This window comes from Sphingopyxis sp. C-1 (genome assembly GCF_001047015.1).
Lineage (GTDB): Bacteria > Pseudomonadota > Alphaproteobacteria > Sphingomonadales > Sphingomonadaceae > Sphingopyxis.
Genome location: NZ_BBRO01000002.1, coordinates 18,077 through 38,538, shown reverse-complemented (window position 1 = coordinate 38,538; position 20,462 = coordinate 18,077). Strand labels below are relative to the sequence as shown.

The 20,462-nt window shown below is 63.8% G+C and carries 24 protein-coding genes; 15 read left to right on the top strand and 9 right to left on the bottom strand.

Features of this window, described 5'->3' with window-relative positions:
• Positions 1-95: 95 nt before the first annotated feature.
• Positions 96-986, bottom strand: a complete 891-nt coding sequence (locus tag SC1_RS14915) for a hypothetical protein (protein ID WP_062184367.1) — start codon at positions 984-986, stop codon at positions 96-98.
• A gap of 315 nt (positions 987-1,301) precedes the next feature.
• On the opposite strand from SC1_RS14915, the gene SC1_RS14910 reads away from it, so the two are divergent.
• Positions 1,302-1,763: a hypothetical protein gene (locus SC1_RS14910; protein WP_152682458.1), complete on the top strand. Its 462-nt coding sequence runs from the start codon at positions 1,302-1,304 to the stop codon at positions 1,761-1,763.
• Positions 1,763-2,578, top strand: a complete 816-nt coding sequence (locus SC1_RS14905; RefSeq protein ID WP_062184362.1) for a ferredoxin--NADP reductase — start codon at positions 1,763-1,765, stop codon at positions 2,576-2,578. Before SC1_RS14910 ends, SC1_RS14905 begins: the two co-directional genes overlap by 1 nt.
• A 12-nt stretch (positions 2,579-2,590) precedes the next feature.
• Here the strand turns inward: SC1_RS14905 and SC1_RS14900 are convergent, their stop codons facing one another.
• Positions 2,591-4,003, bottom strand: coding sequence for a M20/M25/M40 family metallo-hydrolase (locus SC1_RS14900; protein WP_083436051.1), 1,413 nt, complete (start codon positions 4,001-4,003; stop codon positions 2,591-2,593).
• Positions 4,004-4,207: 204 nt separating this feature from the next.
• Here SC1_RS14900 and SC1_RS14895 point away from each other — a divergent pair, with 204 nt between their 5' ends.
• Genes SC1_RS14895 through SC1_RS14885 form a run of 3 tightly spaced genes read left to right on the top strand, consistent with a single transcriptional unit; the run spans position 4,208 to position 5,957 of the window.
• A complete protein-coding gene (locus SC1_RS14895) occupies positions 4,208-4,765 on the top strand; it encodes a lysophospholipid acyltransferase family protein (protein WP_062184356.1) in 558 nt (185 codons plus the stop codon).
• A complete protein-coding gene (locus SC1_RS14890) occupies positions 4,762-5,577 on the top strand; it encodes a DUF1295 domain-containing protein (RefSeq protein ID WP_062184353.1) in 816 nt (271 codons plus the stop codon). The genes SC1_RS14895 and SC1_RS14890 overlap by 4 nt, the downstream gene beginning before the upstream one ends.
• Positions 5,553-5,957, top strand: coding sequence for a hypothetical protein (locus tag SC1_RS14885; protein ID WP_062184349.1), 405 nt, complete (start codon positions 5,553-5,555; stop codon positions 5,955-5,957). The genes SC1_RS14890 and SC1_RS14885 overlap by 25 nt, the downstream gene beginning before the upstream one ends.
• A 57-nt stretch (positions 5,958-6,014) precedes the next feature.
• Here SC1_RS14885 and SC1_RS14880 read toward each other — a convergent pair whose 3' ends face one another.
• Positions 6,015-6,452 carry a DUF1801 domain-containing protein gene (locus SC1_RS14880; RefSeq protein ID WP_062184346.1) on the bottom strand — a complete coding sequence of 146 codons (438 nt, stop codon included), beginning with the start codon at positions 6,450-6,452 and terminating at the stop codon, positions 6,015-6,017.
• 51 nt (positions 6,453-6,503) lie between these two features.
• Positions 6,504-7,463, bottom strand: a complete 960-nt coding sequence (locus SC1_RS14875) for a YafY family protein (RefSeq protein WP_062184343.1) — start codon at positions 7,461-7,463, stop codon at positions 6,504-6,506.
• An 83-nt stretch (positions 7,464-7,546) separates the two neighbouring features.
• Here SC1_RS14875 and SC1_RS14870 point away from each other — a divergent pair, with 83 nt between their 5' ends.
• From SC1_RS14870 to SC1_RS14840, 7 genes are all read left to right on the top strand, one after another.
• Positions 7,547-8,098, top strand: coding sequence for a hypothetical protein (locus tag SC1_RS14870; RefSeq protein ID WP_062184340.1), 552 nt, complete (start codon positions 7,547-7,549; stop codon positions 8,096-8,098).
• A 199-nt stretch (positions 8,099-8,297) separates the two neighbouring features.
• Entirely contained in the window at positions 8,298-9,515 is a 1,218-nt protein-coding gene (locus SC1_RS14865; RefSeq protein ID WP_062184337.1) for an argininosuccinate synthase, read from the top strand.
• A gap of 42 nt (positions 9,516-9,557) precedes the next feature.
• Positions 9,558-10,028 carry a hypothetical protein gene (locus tag SC1_RS14860; protein WP_062184334.1) on the top strand — a complete coding sequence of 157 codons (471 nt, stop codon included), beginning with the start codon at positions 9,558-9,560 and terminating at the stop codon, positions 10,026-10,028.
• A 45-nt stretch (positions 10,029-10,073) separates the two neighbouring features.
• On the top strand, positions 10,074-10,850 hold the full coding sequence (locus tag SC1_RS22280) for a hypothetical protein (RefSeq protein ID WP_238586736.1): 777 nt from the start codon (positions 10,074-10,076) through the stop codon (positions 10,848-10,850).
• Positions 10,851-10,891: 41 nt separating this feature from the next.
• Positions 10,892-11,902, top strand: coding sequence for a low specificity L-threonine aldolase (locus tag SC1_RS14850; RefSeq protein ID WP_062184331.1), 1,011 nt, complete (start codon positions 10,892-10,894; stop codon positions 11,900-11,902).
• Positions 11,903-11,949: 47 nt separating this feature from the next.
• Positions 11,950-12,858, top strand: a complete 909-nt coding sequence (locus tag SC1_RS14845) for a DMT family transporter (protein ID WP_083436050.1) — start codon at positions 11,950-11,952, stop codon at positions 12,856-12,858.
• 35 nt (positions 12,859-12,893) lie between these two features.
• Positions 12,894-14,162 carry a S9 family peptidase gene (locus SC1_RS14840; protein ID WP_062184325.1) on the top strand — a complete coding sequence of 423 codons (1,269 nt, stop codon included), beginning with the start codon at positions 12,894-12,896 and terminating at the stop codon, positions 14,160-14,162.
• Here the strand turns inward: SC1_RS14840 and murA are convergent.
• The gene (murA, locus tag SC1_RS14835) at positions 14,149-15,435 is read right to left on the bottom strand and encodes a UDP-N-acetylglucosamine 1-carboxyvinyltransferase (protein ID WP_062184322.1); all 1,287 of its coding nucleotides are present in this window, start codon (positions 15,433-15,435) and stop codon (positions 14,149-14,151) included. The two genes, SC1_RS14840 and murA, sit on opposite strands and share 14 nt — an antisense overlap.
• A 43-nt stretch (positions 15,436-15,478) precedes the next feature.
• The gene (locus SC1_RS14830) at positions 15,479-15,940 is read right to left on the bottom strand and encodes a hypothetical protein (RefSeq protein WP_062184319.1); all 462 of its coding nucleotides are present in this window, start codon (positions 15,938-15,940) and stop codon (positions 15,479-15,481) included.
• Between the two features lie 214 nt (positions 15,941-16,154).
• Between SC1_RS14830 and SC1_RS14825 the strand changes: the two genes are divergently transcribed.
• Together SC1_RS14825 and SC1_RS14820 are read left to right on the top strand one after the other, a co-directional pair.
• Entirely contained in the window at positions 16,155-17,156 is a 1,002-nt protein-coding gene (locus SC1_RS14825) for a DUF3011 domain-containing protein (protein WP_062184316.1), read from the top strand.
• Between the two features lie 60 nt (positions 17,157-17,216).
• Entirely contained in the window at positions 17,217-18,137 is a 921-nt protein-coding gene (locus SC1_RS14820) for a DMT family transporter (protein ID WP_062184313.1), read from the top strand.
• Between the two features lie 9 nt (positions 18,138-18,146).
• Here SC1_RS14820 and SC1_RS14815 read toward each other — a convergent pair whose 3' ends face one another.
• Positions 18,147-18,749, bottom strand: a complete 603-nt coding sequence (locus SC1_RS14815; RefSeq protein ID WP_062184310.1) for a 2-hydroxychromene-2-carboxylate isomerase — start codon at positions 18,747-18,749, stop codon at positions 18,147-18,149.
• Positions 18,743-19,474: an SDR family oxidoreductase gene (locus tag SC1_RS14810; protein WP_062184307.1), complete on the bottom strand. Its 732-nt coding sequence runs from the start codon at positions 19,472-19,474 to the stop codon at positions 18,743-18,745. The genes SC1_RS14815 and SC1_RS14810 overlap by 7 nt, the downstream gene beginning before the upstream one ends.
• Before the next feature lie 87 nt (positions 19,475-19,561).
• Between SC1_RS14810 and SC1_RS14805 the strand changes: the two genes are divergently transcribed.
• Positions 19,562-20,032: a helix-turn-helix domain-containing protein gene (locus SC1_RS14805; RefSeq protein WP_238586735.1), complete on the top strand. Its 471-nt coding sequence runs from the start codon at positions 19,562-19,564 to the stop codon at positions 20,030-20,032.
• Between the two features lies 1 nt (position 20,033).
• Here the strand turns inward: SC1_RS14805 and clpS are convergent, their stop codons facing one another.
• Positions 20,034-20,396, bottom strand: coding sequence for an ATP-dependent Clp protease adapter ClpS (clpS, locus tag SC1_RS14800; RefSeq protein WP_370568768.1), 363 nt, complete (start codon positions 20,394-20,396; stop codon positions 20,034-20,036).
• Between the last annotated feature and the right edge of the window lie 66 nt (positions 20,397-20,462).

Genomic DNA, 20,462 nt, shown 5'->3' with positions numbered 1-20,462 from the left:
CACTCACCGACTTCGACTTCAAGCGGGACCCCGGATCAAGTCCGGGGTGACGATATGGAGAGGGCAGCTCCCGGTCGTTATCCGCCCTTCATCATTCAAGGCACAGTCACGACAGGCTTTTCATCGCCATAAAGGTTTTTCCATTCCACCTCGGCCTGAATGCGCGGAAAATAGGCCCAAGTCTTGATGTCGATCGCGCGGGCAAGCCAGGGTTTGGCCTTCTCCCTCTCGCCGCGCATCAGCCAGTACATGGCCAATGTGTAGCTCGACGAGGATTTCGCGCCATCCGCTCCGCCGAACGGCCGGCCTGAATCCCTTTCGGTGTAGTAATCCTCGGTAAACCGATTTCCACGAAAGAGTTGAATGGCGTTGAAATAGAACGGCCCTTCGCCTGTCGGCGATAGATCCTCGGCCCTGAACTTATACCGTGCGAGCAATTCGTCCGCCTCGATCGTGTGATCGAGCTTCATCAACGCAAGATATCGCCAATATAGCGGGGCAGCGATGTCCTGAGGGTTTCCGGTCAACAGGATCAGTTGATAGGCTCTGTCGAACCATTTTTCGGCATTCCGATAGTCGCGCTTTGCGAAATAGGCGCCGCCGAGATGATAATATAGATAGAATTGGACGATGTCCGGCGTGCCGGGAAACTGGCTGGGCCCCAGCTTTTCGCGCTCCAGCGGCTGGCCTTCATATAGCGCCGCCGCCTTCAGACCGTCAGCGATCGAGAGATCGAACTCGCGAAGATTGAAATAACGGTGCGCCCGGTGGCGCAGGAGCTTGGCAGAGTTCGGATAGCGTTTGAGCCCTTCGGTGAACACCGCAACCGCTTCCCGGCCCAGCGTCTGGTAACCGAGCATGCGGCCATACCAGACTATATTGTCGATCGTCGGTTCGCGCTCTGCCGCAGCCTTTGCGTCGGCGACAGCCCAGAGCAGCGTCTGGGTATCGGTGACATTGGTCGGATTGACGTCGTCCGTATACATGGGCTCTCCCAATAGCGAGAGCCCCTGAAACGACCGCGGAGCTTCCTGTGCCGCCACGGGCGCAGCCATCGTCAAGGCCGCCACGGCAATAGTCAGACGCTTCGCGCTTTTCATGAATGATCCCCATCTGCAACAAATTATCCAATAGGAAAATTAATGCCCGATTAGAAATGTTCGTGCAAGCGGATTTTGGCAGCGACCCGGGGCGATGTTTCTTGCTGTCGAAAATCATGGCGCAAAGAAAATCTGAATTGCAAATGACTCGCAATAACATATAAGCCCGCCAGCGGCATGTCGTGCGCGCTGGAAAGGGATATGATGTACGCCTTTGTCGACCGGCCGGTGGAAAACCTCTGCAATGGCGGTCGTTTCCTGCTCTGGGCGATGCGCGGGTGGGTTTCAGCGGCGGAGCGGGGGCAATGTCCGCCGCAGATGCTGTTTCGCGGTTTTGCGGCGGTCGATGCCGCCGGGGCGCTTCCCGATTTCCATATCGCGATGGCGCTGCTCGGCGGTGACGCGGTCGAAACGCTGGTGCTCGCACCGATGCCCTGCCTCCAGATTTCAGAGGATGAAGCAATTCTGCTTGGACTCTGGCGCGATTTTTCGCTTGGGGATGCCGCAAATGCCCGCGCGACGTTGGCCTTGATGGCCGAGGGAGACAGCGTCGGCCCGATCGCAAAGGCGATGGGCGCGGCGGTCGACCGGCTGCTCGCGGCGGGATTCGATATGCCGGCCCTCGCGGCCGGCTCCATGACGCATCAGGAAAGTTCAAAGTGATGAGTGACCGTATTGCCGAAGCCGCCAAGCTGGCCCCCTCCGCCTCGTTGACCGTCGAGGAAGTAAGGTCGGTGCGCCATTGGAACGAGCATCTGTTCAGCTTCACGATCACGCGTCCGCCGAGCTTCCGCTTCCGCTCGGGCGAGTTCGTGATGATCGGCCTGCCGGGCGAGGGCCGCCCGCTGCTGCGCGCTTATTCGATCGCCAGCCCCGCCTATGCCGACGAGCTCGAATTCCTGTCGATCAAGGTGCCCGACGGCCCGCTTACCTCGCGGCTCCAACTGATTCAGCCCGGCGATCCGGTCTATCTCGGCCGCAAGCCGACGGGGACGCTCGTCGCCGATGCGCTGACCCCCGGCCGGCGTTTGTTCATGCTCTCGACCGGGACGGGGCTCGCACCCTTCCTAAGCCTTGCGCGCGATCCCGACATTTATGAGCGCTTCAACCAGATCGTGATCGTCCATTGCGTGCGGCAGGTCAGCGACCTCGCCTTCCGCGACGAACTCGAAAGCCAGCTTGCGGGCGATCCGCTGGTGCAGGACCAGGCGCTGCTCCAGTTCCACTATCTGCCCACGGTGACCCGCCAGCCGTTCCGCACGACGGGCCGCATCGATGCGCTGATCGACGATGGTTCGCTCTTTGGTCATCCGTTGACCGGCCCGACCGAATTCGATCCGGCGACCGACCGCATCATGATGTGCGGCAGCATGGCGATGATCCGCGACCTGCAGGCCCGTTTCGAGGGGCTGGGCTTCAAGGAAGGATCGAACGCCGCGCCCGGCGATTTCGTCATCGAGCGCGCGTTCGTCGGTTAGGGCCAAATCCCGTCAGGGCTTGTCGGCGTAGGCCTTTACCAGATCGAACATATAGTCGCGTCCGACATAGACCGATTTGACTTCCATTCGTTCGTTGAGGCCGTGGGCGCCGTTGCCGTCGGGATCGCCCCACATGCCGGGTATCCCATAGGTGGGGATGCCGGCGGCGCCGAGGAAGGTCGCATCGGTATAGCCGTTCGCCATCGACGGGATGACCTTCAGTCCCGGCCAATATTTGTCGACAAGCTTCTGCATCGGTCCGATGATCTTGGGGTCGAGCGGCGGCGCGGGCGGGGCGGGGCGTTTCGGGGCTAGCTGGGTGATCGCGACACCCGGGTCGCCGATGACCTTTGCGAGCTCGTCCTTGATCGATTCGATGCTGTGGCCCGGAAAGATGCGGCAATTGATGTTCGCGCCCGCGCGCTGCGGCAGCGCGTTCGGCGCATGGCCGCCGTCGAGCAGCGTCGCGACGCAGGTCGTGCGCAGATTGCTATGCAGGAATGGGTCCTTGTTCACGATCGCCTCGGCCGCCTTGTCGGCGGGGTTCTTCGCGAGCGCGACCATCGCCCGGCCCGTCTCGTCGCCGCGTGCCGCGCCCGCCTCGGCAAAGAAGCGCCGGGTCGTGTCGGTCATTTCGACCGGGAAGTCATAATCGCCGATCTTCGTCAGCGCGCGCGCAAGTTCATAGATCGCATTGTCGGGCACGGGCGCCGAACTATGGCCGCCGGGGTTGCGCGTTTCGAGGCGGAAATTGGCGAAGGTCTTTTCGCCGACCTGCACCGACTGGCCGAGGACCTTGCCCTTGCCGTCGCTGTCGCCGCCGCCGCCTTCGTTGAGCGCAAATTCGGCGTCGATCAGGTCGCGCTTGTTCGCGGCGAGCCATTCGACCCCGTTGAACGCGCCATTGGTTTCCTCGCCGCAGGTCAGCGCGACCTTGACCGCGCGCTTCGGCTTGTATCCGGCCTGCTGGAAACGGATCAGCGTGTCGACCCACACCGCGGCCTGCGCCTTGTCGTCGGCGGTGCCGCGGCCATAGAAATAGCCATTTTCCTCGACCATGACGAAGGGGTCGCGTTCCCAGTCGGCGCGTTTCGCCTCGACCACGTCGATATGCGCGACGAGCAGGATCGGCTTCGCGGTTTTCGAGGTCCCCGGATAGACGGCGACGAGGCCGCCTTCCTTGGGATTTTCGGGTGTCGCAAAAAGGGTGAGTTGGCTGTCGGGGATGCCCGCCGCCTTGAGCCGCGCCGCCATGCGTTCGGCGGCGAGCGTGCAACTGCCCGATGACAGCGTCGTGTTCGTCTCCACAAGCTCCTTATAGAGATCGCGGAAGGCGAGCTGATCAGGCCGCGGCGCCGCATCGGCGGCGATCGCGGGCGCCGCGACGAACAAGGTGGACGCCAGCAGCGCGGACAGTCTTTTCATCATTATTTCCCCCATTTGATTGCGCCGAAGGGAGCAGAAAGGCCGCGCGACTGCAAGCCGCGATGCGCAGCCTCTTGCGCCGCGAAGGGCTTTCGCGCAATCGGGTGTCCGTGGGGGACAGGAGCCAGCGTGACGAGACTAGATGACCACCCGCCGGGGTTGGTGGCGCGCGGCGTGCGCCGATTATTGCTTTTGCTGTACCGGATGCGCGGTTGGACAGCGGTCGGGAGCGTGCCCGAACCGCGCCGCTTCGTGCTGATCGCCGCGCCGCATACGAGCAATTGGGACTTCGTCAATTTCCTCGGCGTTGCCGGCGACTTGGGTATCAAGCCGCATTTCATGGGCAAATTGTCGCTGTTCCGCTGGCCGCTCGCCGGCTTCATGAAACAGATGGGCGGCATTGCGGTCGACCGTCGCGGCGGCACCAACGTCGTGCAGCAGATGGTAGGCGAGTTCGCGCGCCGCACCGAATTCATCCTGACCGTCGCGCCCGAAGGGACGCGCGGCAAGACGAAGAAATGGCGCACCGGATTCTATCAGATTGCACTTGCGGCGAAGGTACCGCTGGTCGTCGGCTTCATGGATTACAGCAAGAAGACGGGTGGGCTCGGCCCGCTGATCTGGCCCACCGGCGATTTTCGCGCCGACATGCTGAAGGTGTTGGAAACCTATAAAAATTGCATTCCCAAATTTCCCGAGCGCGCGGTCCAGTCGATCGATGATATAGTCGGTGTCGACGAGGAACCGGATATGCGCGCATGATCGATGCCCTTTTGCTGTTGGCGACCAATTTCGCGGGGTTGCTCGGCGTAATTCTGGTCCTGTGGGGCATTTCGGTCGTGATCCGCGATGTGTCGTTCATCGACGCCTTCTGGGCGTTCGGCATGGTGCTGCTCGCATGGGGCACCGCCTGGCAGGTCGGTGTCGAGGCACCGCATGCGAAGCTGCTGCTGGGTCTGACCACGCTCTGGGGTCTGCGGCTTGCGATCCATCTGACGATCCGCTGGGCGGGCCATGGCGAAGATCCGCGCTACAAGAAAATCCTCGCTTACACGGGCGAAAAACGAAAATGGAGCTGGGCGAAGACCGCATTGATCATGGTTTTCCTGACCCAGGCGCCGTTGCTGTTCGTCACCTGCCTGCCTGCACAGCTTGGCATCTGGGCGAGTGCGCTCGGTCCGCAGGACATCGGCATCCTTGGATGGGCAGGCGCCGCCGCGGCGCTCGCCGGGATCGCATTCGAGAGCATCGGCGATGCGCAGCTCGACGCATTTCGCAAGAATCCGGCGAACAAGGGCAAGGTGCTCGACACCGGTCTGTGGCGTTATACGCGCCACCCCAATTATTTCGGCGACGCGCTGACCTGGTGGGGCATCTGGCTGGTGGTCGCCGACATCGGCTGGGCGCCCGCGCTCGCGAGCTTGATCGGCCCTGTCTTCCTGACCTTCACCCTCACCAAATGGTCGGGCAAGGCCCTGCTCGAAAAGGGGCTGCACAAGACGCGGCCCGACTATGCCGCTTATGTCGCGCGCACTTCCGGATTCATTCCGTGGCCGCCAAAGACCGGGGCTTAGGCGGCGAGGAAAGCCCGGCCGATGTGTCGGCGCTGGGCGACGCGCCGCGCATTCGCGCGATCCTGATTGCCGCTGCGCGCGCAGGGCGAAGCGTCAGCTATTCCGAATTGCTGGGCGACCTCGGCTTCCGTTTCACGCGGCCCAAGATGCGCGCGGTGTGCCGGACGCTGGAGGAAGTCGACCGCCTCAGCGCGCTGGACGGCGAACCCGATCTGGCGGTGCTGGTGGTGCGCGAGAGCGACCGTCTGCCCGGCCAAGGCTGGTGGGTCGGCGGGACCGCGCTGTTGCTCGGCTATGATGGACCGTGGGAGGGGGCCGCGGCGGCGCGCTTCATTCGCGAGCAGCAGCAGGCGGTGTTCGATTTTTGGGAGGAGCGATAGGCTGGTTTCGCGTGGGAGCGACTCCCTCCATCCTCGTCTCGTCGACGTGGAATTCGATCAGCCCGGATAACGTTCGTTCATGACGTCCCAGCTCAGCACGACCAGCTTTTCGAGCACGTCCAGATCGACGTCGGCAAGCTTGTTGATGTAGAGGCAGGACTTGCCATTCTTATATTTGCCAAGCTTGGCGAGCAGGGCATCGGCCTCGGGCTGGCGCTTCTCGTAATGGCCCATCAGATAAAGCGTCATCGCAGCCTTGCGCGGCGAAAAGCCCGCGCGGCACATCGTCCCCGACCGGCCGCTGTCATAGAGATAGTCGTAACTGCCATAACCGATGATCGACGGCCCCCACATCCTGGGCTCGAGGCCGGTGACGCGGCGGTGCATCGCGTCGATCACGGCTGCCTCGTCGCGCCGCCGGCTGTCGGGGACGGCGGCAATGAAGTCGGCGACGCTCACTTCGGTCGCCTTGGTCTTGATCTCATCCTTGCCCATCGCCTCTCTCCCGCCGTGAGATGAGAATAGCGCGCCCACGGCGCGAAGCAATCAGCCGTGCATGACCGCAATCGCCTGCGCCAGCGTGCCGATGCGCGCACGAAAGCTGTCGGGTACCACCACTTCGACCTCGGCGCCCAGCGCAATCATCTCGCGCGCGCCATGGTCGCTATCCTCGACCATCAACGTCATTTCGCGCCAGCCGCGTTCATCGGGTGCGCCTGCCGTCGCCACTGCATCCGCGCCGCGCGGCGATTGCTGAGCCAGCCGCTTGCAACCTTCGGGCGATGCGCGAACGGTCGCGGCGGTGGCAAAAAGTTCGGCCTCGAAACGCGCCTGTTCGCCTTGCCACCATGCCGGCAGCCGGAAATCCTTCGGCCATTCGAACGTCGCCTCGTCCGCTTTGGGATCGAAAATGTTCGAGACGCGAAAGACGCGGATCTTTCCCGCGCCGCGCGCCGCGAGATACCAAACGCCGGCCTTTAGCACGAGGCCGAGCGGTTCGACCGTCCAGTCACGCAGCCCCTGCCAGCTGTCATATCGCATCGCGAGCAGGCGCTGGTCGAACACGGCGCGCGCGATCGTCGGCAGCGACGGCAGGCTTTCGCGGCTTCGGTACCAGCCCGCCGGATCGAGGTGAAACCGCGCCGCCATCCGGTCGGCGACCGCCCCGCCGCCACCCGGAATCGCAGCAAGCAACTTGCCGCGCGCCGCGCTCGTCGCCGCGCCAAGTCCCAGTTCGGCGGCGGGACCGGGCAGGCCGATCATCGTCGCCACCTCGGCCTCTTCCGCCGACAGTCCCGTCAGCCGCGTGTGATAGCCGTCGAGCAACTGGAAACCGCCCCCTGGGCCGCGATCGCCATATACCGGCACCCCCGCCGCCGACAGGGCATCGATGTCGCGATAGATGGTCCGTTCGGACACCTCGAACTCGGCGGCAAGATCGGCCGCCGTCAGCCGCTGGCGCAGTTGCAACAGGATCAGGATCGAGAGGAGGCGGCTCGCGCGCATTTTTTCGCTGTAGCAGAAAATAACTGACAGAGAATGTCAGGATAGCGGGCGTAGCAGGGGCTGGTCACCGAGGGAGGGACCCCATGGCCAATATCGACCGCCGCACCGTCATCGCCCTTAGCGCAGGAGCCCTTATGTCCACTGTCATTCCCGCCGCGGTATCCGCTGCGATCAATCCAGCCCCCGTCGGCAAGCCCGGCGATTTCGATTTCCTCACCGGCGAATGGCGCATCCATAATAAATTCCGCGAAGGCGAAAAGTGGATCGAATTCCCCGGCGAAGCGACCGTCGTCGGCATCCTCGGGGGCATCGCCAGCGTCGAGGAACTGCGCATCCCCGCGCGCGGCTTTTCGGGAATGGGGCTCCGCCTGCTCGATGTCGAAAAGAAGATCTGGTCCGACCATTGGGTCAACGCCAAGTCGGGCGTCGTCGCGGTGCCCGGCCAACTCGGCGTATTCGAGGATGGCGCCGGCACCTTTCTGTCCGAAGGCGAGGGTGCGGAGGGGCCCGAACTCTATCGCGGCGTATGGGACCGGATCACCCCGAAAAGCTGCCGCGGGTTCCAGGGGACTTCGCGCGACGGCGGCAAGACGTGGGACGATAGCTGGTTCATGGATTGGACGCGCGTTTCATAAGATGCCGCGCCCCTGCGAAGGCAGGTGGCCTGCACCGACACTAAGGACTGAACGCGGTCGTTGATTTGCTTCGCGGCGATGGGAGATGGGCCCCTGCTTTCGCGGGGGCGCGGTGCATGTATGCCAATACACATGCATTGCGCGATCAAGGCTGGCCTGCTAGCCGCGCCCGCGTCCTTCCCTCGCCAAAGGTGTCAAAATGTCCGAGTCCTTCAAGCGCGTCGTCCTCGCCTATTCGGGCGGCCTCGATACCAGCGTCATTCTGAAGTGGCTGCAGGTCACCTATGGCTGCGAAGTGGTGACCTTCACCGCCGACCTGGGGCAGGGTGAAGAGATCGAGCCTGCGCGCGCCAAGGCCGAACTGATGGGCGTAAAGCCCGAGCATATCTATATCGACGATGTGCGCGAAGAATTCGTCCGCGATTTCGTCTTCCCGATGATGCGCGCCAATGCGCGCTACGAGGGCGATTACCTCCTCGGCACCTCGATCGCCCGCCCGCTGATTTCGAAGCGTCTGATCGAGATCGCCAAGGAAACCGGTGCCGATGCGGTCGCGCATGGCGCGACGGGCAAGGGCAACGACCAGGTGCGCTTCGAACTTTCGGCCTATGCGCTCAACCCCGACATCAAGGTCATCGCCCCCTGGCGCGAATGGGACCTGACCAGCCGCACCGCGCTGATCGACTTTGCCGAGAAGAATCAGATCCCGGTGCCGAAGGACAAGCGCGGCGAAAGCCCGTTTTCGACCGACGCCAATCTTCTGCACACCTCGTCGGAAGGCAAGGTGCTCGAGGATCCGTGGGAAGAGACCCCCGACTATGTCTATTCGCGCACGGTGAATCCGGAAGACGCGCCTGACGCGCCCGAATATATCACGATCGATTTCGAACGCGGCGACGGCGTCGCGCTGAACGGGCAGGCGATGTCGCCCGCGACGCTGCTCGCAGCGCTCAACGATCTTGGCCGCAAGCACGGCATCGGCCGCCTCGATCTCGTCGAAAACCGCTTCGTCGGCATGAAGTCGCGCGGCATGTACGAAACGCCCGGCGGCGAAATCTATGCGCGTGCGCACCGCGGCATCGAAAGCATCACGCTCGATCGCGGCGCGGCGCACCTGAAAGACGAGCTGATGCCGAAATATGCCGAGCTCATCTACAACGGCTTCTGGTTCGCGCCCGAGCGCGAGATGCTGCAGGCGGCGATCGATCACAGCCAGACGAATGTCACCGGCACCGTCCGCCTCAAGCTCTACAAGGGCAATGCCAGCGTCGTCGGGCGCAAGTCGCCGCTCAGCCTCTACAGCGAACGCCATGTGACCTTCGAGGACGACGCCGGCGCTTACGACCAAAAGGATGCGGCAGGCTTCATCAAATTGAACGCCTTGCGCTTGAAATTGCTGGCAAAACAGGGTCAATAAAGCGGCCGGGCACGGGCCCGACTTCGACAGGAGCCTTGGTCCATGTTCTCGCTTTTGCTGGCGGCCGCCAGCCTGACGCCCGCGTTCAACGACGCCTCCTATGCCGACCTCGGCTATGTGAACCGCACCGCGGGCGAATGTGTCGCACGCTTCGGCACTGGCTCGATCGAGATTCGTCAGGCGTTCAACGACGCCGACCGCACGATGATCAATGTGGCGGTCGTGACGGGCAAGCCGACGCGTGCGCTGCCCGTGGGCGCGAAACTGTGGGCTAAGTCGAGCTATGGCCCCGCATGGCGCGCGGTGGTGATCGAATCCTCGCCGCAGCGTCTTCGCTTCGTGGCGCACAACCGCTTCGTCGGCGATCTGTTCAGCGAGGATTCGCTGACGATCGCGCTTCATGAGCGGCTCGATGCGGGCGACGCGGTGCTCGTCGATACGGGATCGGACACCTCCGGTTTTCGCGGCAAGCTCGCTTCGGCGCTCGATTGTTCGGATGGTCTTGGCATCTGATTTTGGACGCCGCCGCGCCGTACGGAAAATCGGTGGCGCGAACGGGTGATCGTCGGCACAATCGCCGACATGCGCTTCTTCGATTTTTCATCATGGCAAAGCGTCGGGACGACGCTGCTGGGCCTCGCGCTGGTGACGCTGATCGGCGTCGGTATCCGGCTGATGGTCATGATGACGATCCAGCAGCGCCGCGAACGGATGAATCGCCAGATCAACGAGCGACTCCGCACATTGATGGCGGCATACAAGACGCTCGGTGGCTCGTTTACCGGCGATCTGATGGTCGACCCGCGCCATCTGCGCGACATCAAGCGTCAGGCGAGCGGCGCCGAACTGGCCGTCGACCTGTCGGACGAGGCCGCGCCGGATGACGATGCGCCCGGCGAATCGGACCGGCCGCGCCGCATTCGCGACGCTGTCGAGGCCGCGCTCTCCGACATCATCCTGCTCGGCACCGAGGCGCAGGTACGGCTTGCCAGCCGCGCGGCGCAGGAACTTGCCGAGGGGCGACCGGTGCATGTCCACGACCTTGTGGTCGAACTGCGCGACTTCATCCGCAAAGCGCTCGATCTGGATCCGGTTCCGGCCGACGTCGTCATCCCCGCCCAAGGCCCGACACGCCCGTCGAGCGGCGGCGGCAAGGCCGGCGGCCGCAGCAACGAGGCGCGCGGCGGGGCCGGCGGGGGCGGTGGACGCGGTGGCGGGGGTGGCGGCGGAATGGGTATGGCGGGCGGCCTTGGCGTTGCTGGCGGCGCTAGTCTCGCCCGCGGATCGACGCCCGACGAAGCCGCAGACGTATCCGGCGAAGCGCAACAGAAATGAGGGGTTAGCAAGCGGCCCGCACCTGCGCTAAGGCGCGGTGCATGACTGCGACCCGTTTCTTCTCCGATAATGCCGCAACCGTTCATCCCGTGGTGATGGAGGCGCTGGCGGCTGCCAATCATGTCGACACAGCCTATGACGGCGACGCGCTCAGCCAGTCGCTCGATGCCGCATTCTCCGACCTGTTCGAAACCGACTGCGAAGTCGTGTGGATCCCCACCGGAACCGCGGCGAACAGCATCATCCTCGCCCATTTCGTGCGCCCGTGGCAGGGTATCCTCTGTTACCAGGAAGCGCATATCGAGGTCGACGAATGCGGCGCGCCGACCTTCTATTCGGGCGGCGCCAAGCTGATGACCTTGCCCGGCCGCGGGGCCAAGATCGATGCCCAGGCGCTGAAGACAAGAATCGCCGGAATCCGGAAGGATGTGCATCAGGTCCAGCCCGCGGCGATCAGCATCACCAACGCGACCGAATATGGCCTGTCGTGGCGCGCGGGCGAAGTCGGCGAGATCAGCGAGATCGCCAAGGGCGCGGGCATGAAGCTTCACATGGACGGCGCGCGCTTTGCCAATGCCGTTGCGTTTCTGGGTTGTTCGCCCGCCGATGTGACCTGGCGCGCGGGGGTCGACGCGTTGTCGTTCGGCTTCACCAAAAATGGTGCGATGATGGCCGAAGCGATCGTCTTTTTCGGCGGCAGCGGCGGACCGGGCGTGCGCGAACTCAAGAAACGCGGCGGCCATTTGCTCAGCAAGGGGCGCTTCGTTGCGGCGCAAATCCGCGCGATGCTGGCGAACGACCTGTGGCTCACCAACGCGCGTGCCGCCAACGCCGGTGCCGCCAAGCTGGCGGCGGCATGCGGCGGCAGGCTGATGTATCCGGTCGAGGCGAACGAGCTGTTCGTCCGCCTGACGGTCGAGGAAGCCGCGAAACTGCGCGCTGCCGGGTTCGATTTCTATGACTGGGGCGAAGGCGCGGCGCGCCTTGTCGTCAGTTGGGATCAGGACGCCGAGGCGGTCGCGCCGCTGGCGGCCGCGATCGGCGCGCTGTGAGCAGCGAGCAGCCGACGCTGCTCAGCCCAAGGGTGCTGCTGCCCTTCATGCTGGTGACGTTGATCTGGGGGTCGACCTGGATCGTCATCACGGGACAACTCGGCGTCGTGCCGCCTAGCTGGTCGGTGACCTATCGCTTTGCGGTTGCGGCGATCGCGATGTTCGCTTTTGCCATCATACGGCGGGAGCGGTTGTGGCTTGAGCCGGGGGCGATGGCCTTTGCTGTGGCGCTCGGTGTCGCGCAATTCACCTTCAACTTCAATTTCGTCTACCGCGCCGAGCAGCATATCACCTCGGGCCTGGTGGCCGTGCTTTTCGCGCTGCTGATCGTCCCCAACACATTGCTTGGCCGCGCCTTCCTCAAGACGCCGCTCGAGGGGCGTTTCCTTGCCGGCGCGGGCATCGCGATCATCGGCGTCGGGCTGATGATCCTCCACGAATATCGCGCCGCGGCATTGGATGCGGGTGAGGTGCTGCTGGGCACCATGCTGACTCTCGCCGGCGTGATGAGCGCGTCGACCGCCAATGTCATGCAGGGAACGCGCATCGCACGCGCGCAGTCGATGGTGGTAATGATTGCGTGGGCAATGCTTTTCGGGGCGCTCGCCGACGGCAGTTACGCGTGGATCACGACCGGACCGCCGACGATCGAGCCGACCGCGACCTACATCGGCGGTGTGCTCTATCTTGGCGTGATCGCCAGCGCCGTGACCTTCCCGCTTTATTTCAACATCATCCGTGCCGTCGGGCCGGGGCAGGCGGCGTGGTCCAGCGTCCTGATCCCGATCATCGCGATGGGCTTTTCGACCGCTTTCGAGGGCTATCGCTGGGCGACGCTGTCGATTGCGGGCGGTATCGTCGCGCTGATCGGGCTGGTGATCGCGGTCGCGAAACGGCCCGAACGACCGTCGGTCAGCGGCAATATGGTGTCGGTACCGGTCGATCCCGAAAGCTAGTTGCCATTGCTGTATTGTTTGGATAGTACAGCGGTATGAAATATCTCCTCGGCGCAGTCGCCCTCCTCTCCACTCTCTCTGCGGCACCGGCCTTTGCACAGACGGCCTGCACACCCGGCACCTATGCCGCGCCCGACGGCGACTTCGTCGTGATGGTGAAGTCGCCGGCGGTGGCGGCGCCGGGGCTGCGTTACTTGTTTCGCGACGGCCGCCGCGGCGCGACGAGCGACGCCGGCGTTCCGCTGACGTGCGGTGCCAAGGATGTGACGGTGAACGGCAAGTCGTGGACGCCGATCGCCTTCCGGGAGACGCCCGCGACCTTTGATAGCGTCGGCACGAAAATGAACGGCGTGCTGATCGAGCCGCCGGGTGCGCCCGACGTCAAGCGGCCGCTTGTCGTGATGGTGCATGGGTCCGAACGCACTTCGCCGATCGGGGGCGTCTATGGCTATGCGGTGGCGGCGCAGGGGATTTCGGTCTTCCTGTACGACAAGCGCGGCACCGGCGGTTCCGAGGGCGAATATACCCAGAATTTCGAGCTGCTCGCCGAGGATGCGGCAAGGGCGCTCGACCATGCACGCGGCATGGCGACGGCGCGCTTTGGACGCGCAGGCTTTTTCGGCGGCAGCCAGGGCGGCTGGGTCGCACCGCTCGCCGCGACGCGGACAAAGGCCGATTTCGTCGCCATCGGTTTCGGCCTTGTCGCCTCGCCGATCGAGGAAGATCGCGAGCAGATGGTATCGGAAGTTCGCGCGGCGGGGCTGGGCAAGGATGCCGAAGCACTGGTCAGCCGCCTGTCGCAAGCGACCGCAGGCTTGCTGCTGTCCGATTTCCGCTCAGGCTATGACGCGCTCGACGCCGTGCGCGCCGAGATGAGCGACAAACCGTGGGCGACGAAGGTCGAAGGCGAATATAGCGGCGCCATCGCGCGCATGCCGAACGACGAACTCAAGCGGATCGGCCGCGCGCGCGTCGACAATCTGGAACTCATCTGGGACTATGACGCCGTCGCGGCGCTCCGAAAGCTCGATACGCCGCTGCTCTGGGTGCTCGCGGGCGAGGATCGCGAAGCGCCGATCGAAACGACGCGCGGCGCGCTGCTCGGGCTGGCGAAAGCGGGTAAGCCGGTCGATGTCTACCTGTTCCCCGACACCGACCATGGCATGTTCGAATTCACCACGAACGCCGACGGATCGCGCGACGTCACGCGCATCACCAACGGCTATCTGAAATTGCTCGGCGACTGGATCAAGGGCGACGCGCGCGGCGCCTATGGTCGCGCCGAACGCCTTACCCGGCGCTGATCCGCTCGATATCGGCGCCGACCGCCTGCAGCTTTTCCTCCAGCCGCTCGTAACCGCGGTCGAGGTGATAGACGCGGTTGACCTCGGTCGTGCCCTGCGCAGCGAGGCCGGCGATGATCAGGCTCATCGAAGCGCGGAGGTCGGTCGCCATCACCGGCGCGCCGACCAGATGGTCGACGCCGCGCACCACAGCGCTGCGGCCGCGCACGTCGATGTCGCAGCCCATGCGCGCGAGTTCGGGGACATGCATGTAGCGGTTTTCGAAGATCGTCTCGGTGAACAGCGACGCGCCCTTGCCGAGCGTTGCCATCGCCATGAACTGCGCCTGCATGTCGGTCGCGAAGCCTGGATAGGGCGCGGTCGACAGCGTGACGGGTTCGGCGCGGCCCGACATGGCAACGCGAATGCCACCCTTGGTCTCTTCGACCGTCGCGCCCGCCTGTCGTAGCGCGGCGAGCGTCGCTTCCATCTCGTCGGCCTTGGCGCCGACCAGTTCGACATCGCCTTCGGTAATGACGGCAGCGCAGGCATAGCTACCCGCCTCGATGCGATCGGCCATCACGCGATAGGTCGCGCCGTGCAGCCGGTCGACGCCCTCGATCGTCAGGGTTTCGGTGCCGATACCCTCGATATGCGCGCCCATCGCGACGAGGCAGTTGCAGAGGTCGACGATCTCTGGCTCGCGCGCCGCATTTTCCAGCACGCATGTGCCCTTGGCGAGCACCGCGGCCATCAGCGCATTTTCAGTCGCGCCGACCGAAACGACGGGGAAGGTAAATTTGCCGCCGGGCAAGCGTCCGCGTCCGGGCGCACTCGCCTTTACATAGCCTGACGCGAGTTCGATCTCGGCGCCAAAGGCTTCGAGCGCCTTCAGGTGCAGGTCGATCGGGCGGTTACCGATCGCGCAGCCGCCGGGCAGCGACACCGTCGCCTCGCCAGCGCGAGCGAGCAGCGGTCCAAGCACGAGGATCGATGCGCGCATCTTGCGCACAATGTCATAGGGCGCGACGGTCGAGGTCAGCGTCGTCGTGCGCGCGGTCATCACGCGGCCGAAATCCTCGGGCCGCGATCCTTCGATCGTCGTCGAGCAGCCGAGCTGGTTGAGCAGGTGGCCGAACCCGTCGACATCGGCGAGCCGCGGCAGGTTGCGCAGCGTCAACGGCTCGTCGGTGAGCAGCGCGCAGGGCAGCAGCGTGAGCGCCGCATTCTTGGCGCCGGAGATGGGGATACGGCCCTTGAGTCGCTGGCCGCCGCGAATGACGATCTGATCCATCGGCTGTCTTTAGCGCATGCGCGGGACCGCGCAAGCGGACTAGCTATGTGGAACGATAGCCGGCGTCGCCATCGAACTGTTCCTGTGCCTCGCGCTGCCCCTTGCCCATGAAAATATAGCCGACGATCGACAGGACCAGCAATGCGGCGCCGAGCAATGGGACGCCGCCGCGCACCGCGATCGTGAAGATGATCCATATGATATTGAAGATGCCGAGGATCAGGAAAATCTTCTGATTGTTGCCGGCAAAACCATAAACGTCGCGGCCACCCGTGGTGCGGACGCCATGGACGCCCTTCAGGTCGAACGCGTTGTAGAGATAGAAACGGCCGCTTGCGCCGGGTACCAGTTCGGCCGCGACATTGTCCTTTACGACGGCATTGCGGATCGTACGGGTGCCGACGCCATCCTGTTGGAAGGTAATGCTGCGAAAGATCGTCGCGCCACCCTTGGCGCGCCTGAGGTCGGCAGCTTCGATGCGGCCGTCGATGATCGAGGTAGGCATGATTGGATCCCCTGCTGTGGTGCGACCCGGGGAAGGAATAGAATAGTCGATGTGGTGAAATAAGGGAAGCCGCGCGCATGGTCAGGTTGTTGCTGGCGGCGCTCGGCTTTCTTCATGGCGTTGGCGGTGAAAATATGAAACTATTCGCGCCGATAGTGGGGTCGAACAAGCACAGCGTAAACGGAAAGCGGCTTTTCACAGGGGAGTTAAGATCATGCGGAACAATGTCGTCACGATCGTCACCACAGCCACCTTTATTGCCAGCCAGCTTGCCGTTCCTGCGATGCCGCAGGCGACGACGCTGCCGTACCCGCCGCCCGGCGGACCGCAGATCCAGCCACCGCGCCCCGGCTATGGCGATGGTTATGCGGGGACGATCCGCTGCGAATCGCGGAACAATCAGATGCAGCGTTGCAATGTCCGCACCAGCAATCGTGTCGACCTGCAGCGCGTCATCGGCGGACGTTGTTCGAAGGGCCGCGATTGGGGGTTCACCGCCAACCAGATATGGGTGTCGGGTGGCTGCCGCGCCGAATTCGCTTATGGCTATGCCAATGACGGCGGCTATCCGACGCCGCTTCCGCAACCTGTCGAAGATTATGCAGGCACGATAAACTGCGAATCGTGGAACTATAGCTATCAACAGTGCAACGTCCGCACGAATGATCGCGTCGAACTCACGCGCAAGATTGCGGGCAAGTGCAATGCCGGGCGCCAATGGGGTTACACCAGCGACTATATCTGGGTCGACAAGGGGTGCCGCGCCGAATTCGGCTATGGCTATCGCAATGTCCGCCCGCCCGAGAAGGATAAGGACAAGGGACCGAGCACGGGGCTGATCATCGGTGGTATCGTCGTGGCGGGCGGGCTGCTTGCGCTGCTTGCGAGCCAGAAAAAGAAGAAGGCCGACGGCGCGGCCGAGGAAAGCGCGACGACGCATCCGGCGAAGGGGCCGGCGACGCTCAGCGCCAATCTCAATAGCCTGCCCAGCGCATCGCGGCCTTCGGTGCTCAACTGCATGAACGATGCGGCCCGCCAGATCGGCATCACGGGCGGCACCCGGCTGTCGTACGACAAGCTGATCTCGCTCGAGCAGGGCAATGGCGGCTGGCGCATCCGCGCGGCGATGACCGCGACCTATCCTGACGGCGCGAAGCAGATCGAAATGTATTGCCGCGCGACGCCGACCGACATCATCCAACTCGACTTTACCTAGACAGGGGAGGGGCGTCCGCTATTCGGGTGGCGAATTTCGAGTAAAGCGGAGCGCAGCGGAATGATGAAGGAAGGCGGTCCGGCCGCCGCGCTATGGTCGCGGGCTTACCCGCTGCTGACGGTGACCGCGCTTTGCTGGGCCGGAAATTCGATCGTCGGGCGTGCGGCACGCGATCTGGTGCCGCCCGCCGCCTTGTCCTTCTGGCGCTGGACTTTCGCGCTCGCCTTGCTGCTTCCGCTTGCCTGGCCGCACCTCAAACGCGACTGGCCGGTGCTGCGCGCGAATTGGCAGATCGTGGCGCTGCTTGGCGCATTGGCGATCGGGTCGTTCAACATCCTGCTCTACACGGGCCTGCAAAGCACGACGGCGCTTAATTCGATGCTGATTCAATCGGCGTTGCCGGCGCTCGTGCTGGTCGTCGGCGCGCTGGTGATGGGCGACCGCACAACCCCGCGTCAGATCGCGGGCGTTCTGATTTCGCTTACCGGCGTGCTGGCGATCATCGCGCGCGGTGACGCGGCGATGCTGTGGGGGTTGCAGCTCAATATCGGCGACGCGATCATCGGCGGTGCGGTGCTGCTCTGGGCACTCTATTCGGTGCTGCTCCGCCGCCGGCCTGCTGTCCATCCTCTGAGTTTTCTCGCCGCATCGATGGCGGTCGGTATCGCGGTGATCGCACCCTTTTACGCGCATGAGCTGTGGTCGGGACGGCTGATCGTGCCGGCGACCGGCAGCGCGCTCGCCATCGCCTATGTCTCGATCTTTCCCTCGTTTCTCGCCTATCTTTTCTTCAATCGCGGGGTCGAGTTGATCGGTTCGGCGGCGACGGGGCAATATATGAATGTGATGCCGCTGATGGGGGCGGGGCTTGCGATGCTTTTCCTTGGTGAGAAGCTGCACCTTTTCCACGTCGCCGGGCTGGCCCTGATCGTTGCCGGAATATTGGTTGCCGGACGCCCGCAGCCTGCCGAGCAAGGCTAGGGTCAGGCCCTAGGCGAGCGCTTCCTCGACCTGCGCAAGACGGTCTTTGCCGAAGAACATCTCGCCGCCGACGAAGAAGGTCGGGATGCCGAACACGCCGCGCGCGACCGCGGCCTCGGTATTGGCGACGAGCTTGGCCTTGATCGCGGGTTCCTGCGTGCGCGCCAGGAGCGCGGGGCCGTCGAAACCGTTTGCCGAGAGGAAGGTCGCAATGACCTCGGGATCGTCCATTTTCAGCCCCTCCTCCCACATCGCGCGGTTCACCGCGTCGACATAATCGTCGAGATTATCCTCGTCGTCGGCGACGATCGCGCCGCGCATGATCGTCAGCGTGTTCACCGGGAAATGCGGATTGATGCGGAATTTGACGAGGCCGTGCTTGGCGATGAAGCGCCGCATCTCCAGATTTTCATAGGCCAGCTTTGCGGGTGCGTCGGCATATTGGATCATCGGCGCCTTGTTGCCCGTGGCCTTGAAGATGCCGCCCAGCAGGCAGGGCGTGATGACCAGATCGGCGCCGGTGCGATCGAGCAGTTCGGGCAGCGCCTTCATGCAAAGATAGGCGTTGGGGCTGCCGAAATCGAAGATGAGTTCGAGGCTCTTGGTCACCATTTTTCTCCCCAGGGGCGGAGGTCGAGTTCATGCGTCCACGCGCTTTTGGGCTGCTTGTGGAGCATCACATAATTGGCGGCGATGGCTTGCGGATTGAGAATGAGGTCCTGCACCTTGGCATTGTCAAAATCGGGGTGACGGCCCTTGATGAATTCGGTGTCGATCGCGCCGTCGATGACCGTGTGCGCGACATGGATGCCCTGCGGCCCCAGTTCGCGCGCCATCGATTGGGCGAGCATGCGGAGTGCGCCCTTCGCGCCCGAGAAAGCGGAAAAGCCCGATCCGCCGCGCAGGGACGCGGTCGCGCCGGTGAAGATGATTGTGCCGCGGCCGCGTGGGCTCATGCGTTTCGCCGCTTCGCGCCCCATCAGGAAACCGCCGAGGCACGCCATTTCCCAGACTTTGGTGTAAACGCGGACCGTCGTTTCGGTGATCGGGAAATTCACATTCGCGCCGATGTTGAACACCGCGACTTCGATCGGGCCGACCTCGGCTTCGACCTGGTCGAACAGTGCGATCATGTCATCTTCTTCGCGTGCGTCGCCGGGGAAGGCGCGCGCCTGATGGCCCGCGTCACGGATCGACTGCGCGAGCGTTTCGAGTTGGTCGGCATTGCGTGTCCGACGATTGACGCAGGCCGTCAGTCCTTCGGCGGCAAAGGCGCGGGCGATGGCGCCGCCGGTGGCGTCGCCTGCTCCGATGATGACGGCTGCGGGATTAGGCATGAGCGACTCTCCTCTTGCGCGGCATAGTAACTATGATAATCATAGTGACAAGAGGAAAGGTGACCTTTGCCCAAACGCGCGGATTTATTGGATACCCTATGTCCCGTCGGCCGGTCGGCCGAGCTTCTCGGCGATCGCGCGGTGCTGTTGATTCTGCGCGAGTTGCTGTTCGGGCGTCGGCGCTTCGAACTGATCGCGGCGAACACAGGGCTGGGACCGCAACTGGTATCGGCGCGGCTCAAGATGCTCGTTGCGGAAGGGGTCGCCGAGCGTCGCGTGTACAGCGAACGGCCGCTGCGCCATGATTATTGGCTGACCGACAAGGGCAAGGCGCTGTTCGATGTCCTGTACGCGATGCGCAACTGGTCCGAGCGCTGGGCCTATGCCGCGGGGGAAATCCAGGACGGGCCCGCGATCCGCTATGTTCACCGGACATGCGGTGCTGACGTCGGGACCGCGAAAATCTGTCCGGGGTGCGGCGCGGAACTCGGTTACGGCGATCTGAAAGGCGAGCCTTCGTCGGCGCTCAAGGCCGAACAGGCCGCACGAACGGCCTAGGTCAGGCTTTTTCCAGCGTGCATTGCAGGGGGTGCTGGTTCTGCCGCGCGGCATCCATCACCTGATTGACCTTGGTTTCGGCGACCTCATAGCTGAACACGCCGCACACGCCGACGCCCTGCTGATGGACGTGCAGCATTACCTGCGTCGCCTGTTCGATATCCATGTTGAAGAAACGCTGGAGCACCATCACGACGAATTCCATCGGCGTGTAATCGTCGTTGAGCAGCAGCACTTTGTACATCGAAGGCTTTTTCGCCTTCGCGCGCGTGCGTGTCGCGATCCCGACGCCGGGGGTGCCGGGCGAGCCGTCGTCCTTGTCCGACATGGCGCGGACCGGATGCATGGTCGAAACTGAAAACATCATGCTCAGGAATATCGCAAGCCGCGGGCGAAGCGCAAGAGGTGCGGTCGCGGATTTTAACCTCTT